The sequence below is a fragment of the Azospirillum oleiclasticum genome (assembly GCF_013423485.1).
Classification (GTDB): domain Bacteria; phylum Pseudomonadota; class Alphaproteobacteria; order Azospirillales; family Azospirillaceae; genus Azospirillum; species Azospirillum oleiclasticum.
Map to the genome: position 1 here is coordinate 1 of NZ_JABFFR010000082.1, position 7,442 is coordinate 7,442.

General features: G+C 74.2%; 7 protein-coding genes. All 7 read left to right on the top strand.

The window, feature by feature from the left end; all coding sequences use genetic code 11:
* Positions 1-2,138 (top strand): hypothetical protein (locus tag HL658_RS36195; RefSeq protein ID WP_180287742.1); only part of this gene is annotated, 2,138 nt, incomplete at its 5' end.
* Positions 2,138-3,673: a hypothetical protein gene (locus HL658_RS36200; RefSeq protein ID WP_180286948.1), complete on the top strand. Its 1,536-nt coding sequence runs from the start codon at positions 2,138-2,140 to the stop codon at positions 3,671-3,673. The genes HL658_RS36195 and HL658_RS36200, both read left to right, overlap by 1 nt.
* A 7-nt stretch (positions 3,674-3,680) precedes the next feature.
* Positions 3,681-4,544 (top strand): hypothetical protein, encoded by an 864-nt coding sequence (locus tag HL658_RS36205; protein ID WP_180286947.1) that lies wholly within the window; start codon positions 3,681-3,683, stop codon positions 4,542-4,544.
* A complete protein-coding gene (locus HL658_RS36210; protein WP_180286946.1) occupies positions 4,541-6,097 on the top strand; it encodes a phage head spike fiber domain-containing protein in 1,557 nt (518 codons plus the stop codon). The genes HL658_RS36205 and HL658_RS36210 overlap by 4 nt, the downstream gene beginning before the upstream one ends.
* Positions 6,098-6,102: 5 nt before the next feature.
* Positions 6,103-6,426, top strand: a complete 324-nt coding sequence (locus HL658_RS36215) for a hypothetical protein (protein WP_180286945.1) — start codon at positions 6,103-6,105, stop codon at positions 6,424-6,426.
* A complete protein-coding gene (locus HL658_RS36220; protein WP_180286944.1) occupies positions 6,423-6,863 on the top strand; it encodes a hypothetical protein in 441 nt (146 codons plus the stop codon). The genes HL658_RS36215 and HL658_RS36220 overlap by 4 nt, the downstream gene beginning before the upstream one ends.
* Positions 6,864-6,866: 3 nt before the next feature.
* Positions 6,867-7,352 (top strand): hypothetical protein, encoded by a 486-nt coding sequence (locus tag HL658_RS36225; protein ID WP_180287743.1) that lies wholly within the window; start codon positions 6,867-6,869, stop codon positions 7,350-7,352.
* The last annotated feature ends 90 nt before the right edge of the window (positions 7,353-7,442 follow it).

The following is a 7,442-nucleotide window of genomic DNA, read 5'->3' on the forward strand; positions in this document are numbered from 1 at the left end:
TCGCCGCCCAGCTCGGCCTGACCGCCGCGGCGGCGGCGACGCTGACGCCGGTGCTGGACCGGCTGGACCAGGGCGCCACCGCCGGCACCCTGTCGCTGGCCGCCGTCAACGACGCGCTCGACACCGCCAACACCGCGCTGCGCGGCGCCGTGATCAGCGGCGAGCAGTATGCCGGCATGGTGCAGACCATCACCACCGCCTGGGCGCAGTCGCAGGCCGTGCTGCTGGCGCGCGCCGGCGGGCTGGGGGCTGTCGAGCGGGCGATCGACCCCAACTGGCGCGGCAACCTCGATTACGAACTCACGACCGCGGGTCTCGGCGGCGCGCCGCTGGGGGCGCTGCGCGACACCTTCACGCCCGTGCTCGACGCGATCCGCACCGGCGGCGCCAGCGCCGCGCAGATGCGGGCGGCACTCGCCGACCTCGATGCCGAGCTGACCGGCGGGCGGATCACCATCGACCAGTACAACGCCGGCGTGGCGTGGCTGACGCAAGCCTACCAGGACGGCGCATCGGCGGCCGAGACGGCCGCGCAGGCGGCGGCGCAGCAGGCGGCGCAGGCGCAGGCCGGGCTGGCGCAGAGCTGGTCGTCGCTGCTGTCCACCGCCACCTCGGAGCTGACGTCCAGCCAGAACGAAATCGCCTCGGCCGCGCGGCAGGCGGCGTCCACCTGGGACGGCGTGGCGCGCACCATGAAGGCGGCCAACCAGAACCTGCTGACGGACGCCAACCTGTCCAACCTGCGGCCGGAAGCCCTGCGCGACGAGGCGCGGCGCCAGTTCGAGGGTCTCGCCGCCACCGTCGCCACCTTCGCGGGCAAGGTCCAGGCCGGCACCGCCACCGACGCCGACCGGACGGCGGCGGAGGAGGCGGCCGGGCGGTTGCAGGAGGCCGGCCGCAAATGGCTGGAAAGCCAGAACGCCCTGTCCGGCGACCGCACCGCCTACGACGCCGCCTTCCGCGCGGTGCTGGCCGGGCAGGAAGCCACGGCCGGCCTGTCGCTCACCATCAAGTCGGCGGAGGAGCGGCGGGCGGAGACGGCCGAGGCGCAGGTCGCGTGGCTGGAGCGCATCGCCGGCGGCGGCCAGCAGCAGGCCGGGCTGTTGAACGAGATCAAGAACCGCCTGCAACAAGGCGATCCGGGCTTGGCGTCGCTGCCCGAGCTGATCCGGCGCCTGCCCGGCTACCAGCGCTACAGCGCGCCGGCCGACGTGGCGGCGGGCTGGGCCGGCCTGTCCGGCGCCGCGCGCAGCAGCGTGGCGCGCCAGATCGGCTTCACCGGCGATGCGAACAACGCCGAGGCGTTGAACGACTTCCTGGTCTCGTCCGGCAAACAGGCCGATTACGAGCGGCTGACCCGCGGGCTGTCCACCGCGTCGGCCACCCCCTACAGCAGCTCCGCCACCGCCTGGGCGGCCTGGCAGTCGCTGTCCGCGTCGCAGCTCACGGCGGTCGCCCGCGACATGGGCTGGCAGGGGGACATCAACGACGCCGCCTACAACCGCTGGATCGTCACCACCGGGCAGCAGGACCGCCTCAACGCCGCCCTGATCGCCGCGGCGGCTGCCGTGCCGAACCAGAGCGGCGTGGAGTGGATGCGCGGCTATTGGGCGGACTTTCAGGGGTCGCTGGGCCTGCCGGAGCCGTACCGCAGCCAGCGCTGGGCCGCCATGGAGGCCGACAAGGCGCGCGTGCTGGCGGGCCTGCCGCTGGGCGCCTACCGGCCGCTCTACGACTACGCCGCGACGCTGCCCGACACGGACATCGAGCTGAACGTTCGGGACGTCGCGCGCAGCCGGGGCATTCCCGGTTTCGAACGCGGCGGCGACCACCTCGGCGGCCTGCGCGTCGTCGGCGAACGCTCGTGGGAGGTCGAGGCGACGGGACCGGCCCGTTACATGACGCCGGCGCAGCTCCTCGGTGCCGCGGTGCCACGGCCGGTGGTCACGGTGGACATGCAGCCGGTGGTGACCGCGATCGGCGGCGTCACCGCGGCGGTGCTGCGCGTCGGCGAGCTGATCGCCGGGCTGTACGACCGCATGGACGCGGTCGAGGCCGCGGTGCAGGGTCTGGCGGCCGAGCAGCGCGTCGCCAACCATCGCATCGCCAAGCTGGCCGCGGCCGGTGGGGGGCGCTGATGACCGACGCCCGCACCGTCACGGTGGCCGAACTGACCGTCACCCGGCCTTCCGGCACGGTGGAGACCATCCTGCTGGGCGATGGCCCCTTGCTGCCGCTGCCGGGCGACGATCCCGACTGGCCGCACGCCGCGGTGCGCCAGCGCCTCGCCGGGCCGCCGTCCTACGCGGTCGGGCTGTCGGCCGACCCGTCGCGGCTGGCGGGCGACGTGGGTGCGGGGGAGCTGGTGATCCTCAACGGCGACCGCGCCTATTCGTGGCTGGCCGGCTGCGCGCCGGGGCGGCTGCGGGTGCGCCGGAGCGTCGAGGGGCAGCGGTGGCAGGACATGACGCCGGTGCTGGACGGCCGCGCCGGCTTGCCGCGGCCCGCCATCGGCGGCCAGCAGGCGGGGCGGATGACGGTGCCGATCTGGGACCTGCGCGCCGCCCTGGACACCGACGTCGTCACCCGGAAGTACCTCGGCACCAACACCGACCACACCGGCTACGAGGGCGGCGACGCGCTGAAGGACGCCACGGCGCCGCTCTGCCTCGGCCGGCCGCTGCATGTGCCGGGCGTCGCGGTCAACGAGGCCGGGCGGGCGTGGGCGTGGCACGCGGAGGCCGCGCGCGCCGGTGCCGCCCTCTACGACCGCGGCAGCCCGGCGGTGCTGTCGGCGGTGCCGCACGCCGGCGGCACCGCCTTCGACGGGCTGTCGCTGACCGCCACCCAATACGCCGAGGACGCCGCGCGCTCGCTGCTGCGGCTGGGCGGTGCGCTCGGCGGCGAGCTGGGCATCGACCCGCTGGGGCCGGCCGGCACCGACACGGCACCGGACGCGGTGCGCTGGCTGCTGTCCCGCGCCGCCGCCGGCACGATCGGCGCGACGCTCACCGGCTGGACCAGCGCGGCCGGCGTCGGGGCGTGGTGGTCGGGGGCGGTCACCCACCGGGCGGCGCTGGAGCTGATGGCGCGGTCGGCGGGGGCTTCCGTGCTGCCCGACGCGCTCGGGCGCTGGCAGGTGGCCGCACTCGGCCTGACCGATCCGGTCGGCGCCATCACCGAGGGCATGGTGCTGGATCTGGCGATCGACGACGCCGACCTCGCCGCCCCGGTGTGGGAGGTGACGGTGAAGGGCCGCCGCAACCATCTGGTTCTCGCCCGCGACCGGCAGGCGGCCGACGTGCGCGAGACCGACCGCGGCGCCTGGCTGCGCGAGGAATGGCGGCGGGAGGTGGCGCGGCACCAGCCGACCAAGGACCGCTTTGGCGACGCGGCGCGCGTCGCCGAGGTCCAGACGGCGCTCACGTCCACCACCGCCATGGCGGCCTTGGCCGCCCGGCTGCTGACGGCGCTGGGGGTGCGCGCCGATGGCGAGCCGCGGCGCTCGCTGGCGCTGGTGGTGCCGATGACGGCCGCCGCCCTGTCCTGGCCGCTGGGCGCCACCTTGCACGTCAGCTATCCGCCGGACGGGATCGACGACGACATGCAGCTCATGGGTGTGCATTACGCGTCGCCGTCGCGCACGACCATGCGCGTGCGGCTGTTCGGGTGAGGCGGCGATGACGGCGGCCCTGCTCCTCGACAATCTGGCGCTCACGGCGACGCTGTCCGGCGGCATCTGGGAACGCGACCTGGATTACCTGCTGGAGCCCACGGTGCGCGAGACCACGGCGCGCTGTGTCGCCGGCACGCCCGACCAGGCGCTGTTCGACATCGTGTTCCCGGCGCCGACCAAGTGGGACACGCTGGTGCTGGCCGGCGGCACGCCGCGGCCCGACGTGGATCTGCGGGTGACCTGGTACGCCGACCCGGTGGACCGCAGCGCCGGTGCGGTGCTGCGGGGCGGGGCGGACGCGGCGTTCCTGCCCGGCTACCCGCCGCCGCTGCGGCTGCGCCAGCGCAAGCTGTTCGACCCGAACGTTCTGCGCGGCCGGCCGAGGAGCCGCGACCTCGCCGGCAAGACGCCGATGCTGGTGCTCCGCCCGGCTTCCAGCCCGCGCTGTGCGGCGGCGCGGATCGAGATCGACAACCACGGCGACCCGCTGGATCTGGGCATGCTGTTCGTCGGGCAGGCGTTCATCCCGGCCTGGCCGCACGACTTCGGCCTGCGCCTCGGCGCCCCCTCGCGCAGCCCCTTCGACGAGGCACCGGGCGGCCGGCGGCTGGTGGACGGCCGCCCGTCCGGCCGCACCAAGAGCTTCAAGCTGTCCGTGCTCACCGAGGACGAGGCGATGGTCCTGGCCGACGCCGGCCAGCGGCTCGACCGCTCGGGCGTGCTGATGATGATCGAGGACACGTCCGACCAGCGCCACCTCTGGCGCCGCACCTGGCCCGCCACCCTGGCGGACGGCGGCATCGAGGTCGCCCAAGACAACGAGCAGGACTGGAGCGCCGACGTGAAACTGCTGGAGGTGATCGGATGAGCATGGACCGGCCGACGACGGCCATCGACCGCGCCCGCGCCGGCTACTGGAACGCCGACGCCTACGCCACGTCCGGCAACCCCGGCGGGCTGGACGAGAGCGAGGACGGCCTCACCAACGGGCTGGCCGTCAACATCGAGCCGCTGCTGGCCGCGGTCGGCGGCATGACGCAATGGACCGGAGAACAGGCCGCGGCTGCGGGCGAGGCGGCGACGACGGCCACGGCGGCGGCCGGGGTGGTGGCGTCCGACCGCGCCGCCGTGCTGGCTGCCAAGCTGGCGGCCGAGGCCGCAGCCGGGACAGCGGTCACCGCGGCTTATCCATTGGAGCCCGACGAGATCGCCGGCATCCCGTCCGTGCTCGACCTCGTGCTGACGGACGCCATGGCGCTGCCGGCGGGGGTGTTCAGCCGGCTCGGAACCGCGACGTATTGGGACGCGGCCGGCGTGCTGCGCACCGCGGCGGCCGGGGTGCCGCGGTTCGACCACCACCCGGTCACCGGCCGGTGCCGCGGCCTGCTGATCGAGGGGGCGGCAACCAACCTGCTGCTGCGGTCGCAGGAGTTCGACGCCGCTGCGTGGTCGAAGGCGGAGGTGACGGTCACCGCCAACGCCGCAGCCGCGCCGGATGGCGGCACGGCCATGGACAAGCTGGTGGAGAGCGCCGCCAACGGTCTGCACCGGATGTCACAGTCCGTCTCGCTGGTGTCCGGTCAGGTCTACAGCTTCTCCTGCTACGCCCGGGCGGGCGAGCGCAGCGTGCTGAAGCTGGAGACGTCGGGCGGCGGCTGGTCCACGGCGCCGCGCGTCACCGTCAACCTCGCCACCGGCACCGTCCAGGCCATCACCGGCTCCCCCACCTCCTACGGCATCGAGCCTGTCGGCGGCGGCGTCTTCCGGTGCTGGATCACGGCCACCGCCACCGCCACCAGCGGCCTCGTGCTCCTCATGCTGGGCAACAGTGCCAGCGGCGAGGCCATCGGCTACACCGGCGACGGCACCAGCGGCCTCTACCTGTGGGGCGCGCAGTTGGAGGCCGGCGGCGCACCCACCAGCTACATTGCCACGGCGGGCGGCACCGTCACCAGGGCGGCGGACGTCTGCGCCCTGCCCACCGCTGGCTGGTGGTCCGCAACGGAGGGCACGCTCGTCGTGGCGTGGTCCGTCGCCGCCGCCAGTGCGCAGACCATCCGCGGTGTGGCGGCGCTGACGGACGGCGCCGCCGATTACACGGCGCTCTGGTACTGGAATGACGGACTGCTCTACGCACAGGTGCAGGAGGCCGGCGCCATCAGTTTCAGCGTGCAAGCCGCCCCGGCCTACGGCCAGCGCCACCGCGCGGCCCTGGCGTGGGCGGCCAACAACGCGGCGGCGTCGGTCGATGGCTCCGCGCCGGTGACCGACGCCAGCGTCGTGACCACGACGGGTGTCACCACGCTGGCCGTCGGGTCCCGCGGCGGCGGCGGCTCGGAGCTGAACGGCTGGATCGAGCGGGTGACGCTACTCCCGCGCCGCGTCCCCGATGCGACCCTGCAACTCCTCACGCAAGGCTGATACCGATGTGCGACACCATCCACCTCCGCGCCGCCGACGAGGCGACCCTGGCCGCGGCCCTGCCCTGGCTGCGCGGCACCGACCAGCAGGGCGCCCCCGGCTGGCTCACGGCCGGCCACCACCACGCGCTCGACCCGATCGGACCGCTGGTGCTGACGCCGCCGGCGGTCGATCCGGTGACCGGCGAGGAGCTGGCCCCGGCGGAGGTCGATGGCCGCTGGCACGCCAATCTGCGCGTGGACGGCGCCCATCCCGAGCATGACGCGATCATGGCGGCCTGCGAGCCCTTCATCATCCACCCCACCAACCCGCGGAGGACCTTCGCATGAGACTTCCCGTCGCTGCCGGCAAGAAGGCCGGCCTCATGGGGCCGGGCCATGTCGAGCGCGTCGCCGGCGCCATGCAGGCCGGCGGCACCGGCACCGAAGGTACATACCGCGGCCTCGCCGCCGCGTTCGTGGATCTCGGGTCGAAGACCGGTGCCGTCGCCGTCAGCTTCGCGGCGGCCGTGCACACCCGGTTCGCGGCGGCCGGCGACTGCGCGGTGACCTTCAGCGGCCTGCCCGCCACCGGCAGCGCGCTGTGGCTGGTGGAGATCGCAGGCGGCGGCGACCACACCATCACCTGGCCGGCGGCGGTGACCTGGGACGGCGGGGCGCCGCCGCCGCTGGCCGCGGGCACGGCGGCCACTTGGCTCGTTTTCGCGACGCGCGACGGGGGCACCCACATCGCCGCCGGGCCGATGTTCCTGTCGGTGGGGGGCTGAATCATGTTGCCCGTAATGTGCGGGGCGAGCCGCCCGTACCGCTATATCCAGGCGACGGTGGGCGGCAATTTCTATAACGCTCCGATCGTGCTGCTCGGGCTCCGCCTGACCGCTGCTGGGACCCCGTACCCGTGGCGGGCGATGACCGGCCCTTCATCGCCGTCGCCGATGGCGGCGACGGCGGATGTGGACGGCACCAACGCGTGGCGGGCGTTCGGCGCGGTCTCATCCGCCAGCCGCTGGGCCGCGCCCTACGTGACCGGCGGCACGCTCACCCTCGACCTCGGCGGGCGCGTGCTCCCCCGCCCGACAGCCGTCTCCGTTACGTCCATGCTGTCGACGCCGGTGCTGATCGACGGCACTCCGCCCCGCAACCTGACCGTCCGCGTCAGCCCCGATGGCGCCACCTGGACGACGCTGCTCACCGCGATGGAGATCGCGTGGTCGCTGTCCTCCAACGTCATCGAAACCAAGAGCTGGACGCTGTAGGGTGAAGCCCCCTTCATCGCGCCTTGAAACCCGCTTCAACCGGTGTCAAACCATCTGTCCGAATGTGTCAAACCAGTTGGCGCGCTACAC

Bases quoted from the DNA above. Each gene is read 5' to 3' on its own strand.
- HL658_RS36225 (WP_180287743.1), top strand. From the start codon at position 6,867: ATGTTGCCCGTAATGTGCGGGGCGAGCCGCCCGTACCGCTATATCCAG.
- HL658_RS36210 (WP_180286946.1), top strand. From the start codon at position 4,541: ATGAGCATGGACCGGCCGACGACGGCCATCGACCGCGCCCGCGCCGGC.
- HL658_RS36205 (WP_180286947.1), top strand. From the start codon at position 3,681: ATGACGGCGGCCCTGCTCCTCGACAATCTGGCGCTCACGGCGACGCTG.
- HL658_RS36200 (WP_180286948.1), top strand. From the start codon at position 2,138: ATGACCGACGCCCGCACCGTCACGGTGGCCGAACTGACCGTCACCCGG.
- HL658_RS36215 (WP_180286945.1), top strand. From the start codon at position 6,103: ATGTGCGACACCATCCACCTCCGCGCCGCCGACGAGGCGACCCTGGCC.
- HL658_RS36220 (WP_180286944.1), top strand. From the start codon at position 6,423: ATGAGACTTCCCGTCGCTGCCGGCAAGAAGGCCGGCCTCATGGGGCCG.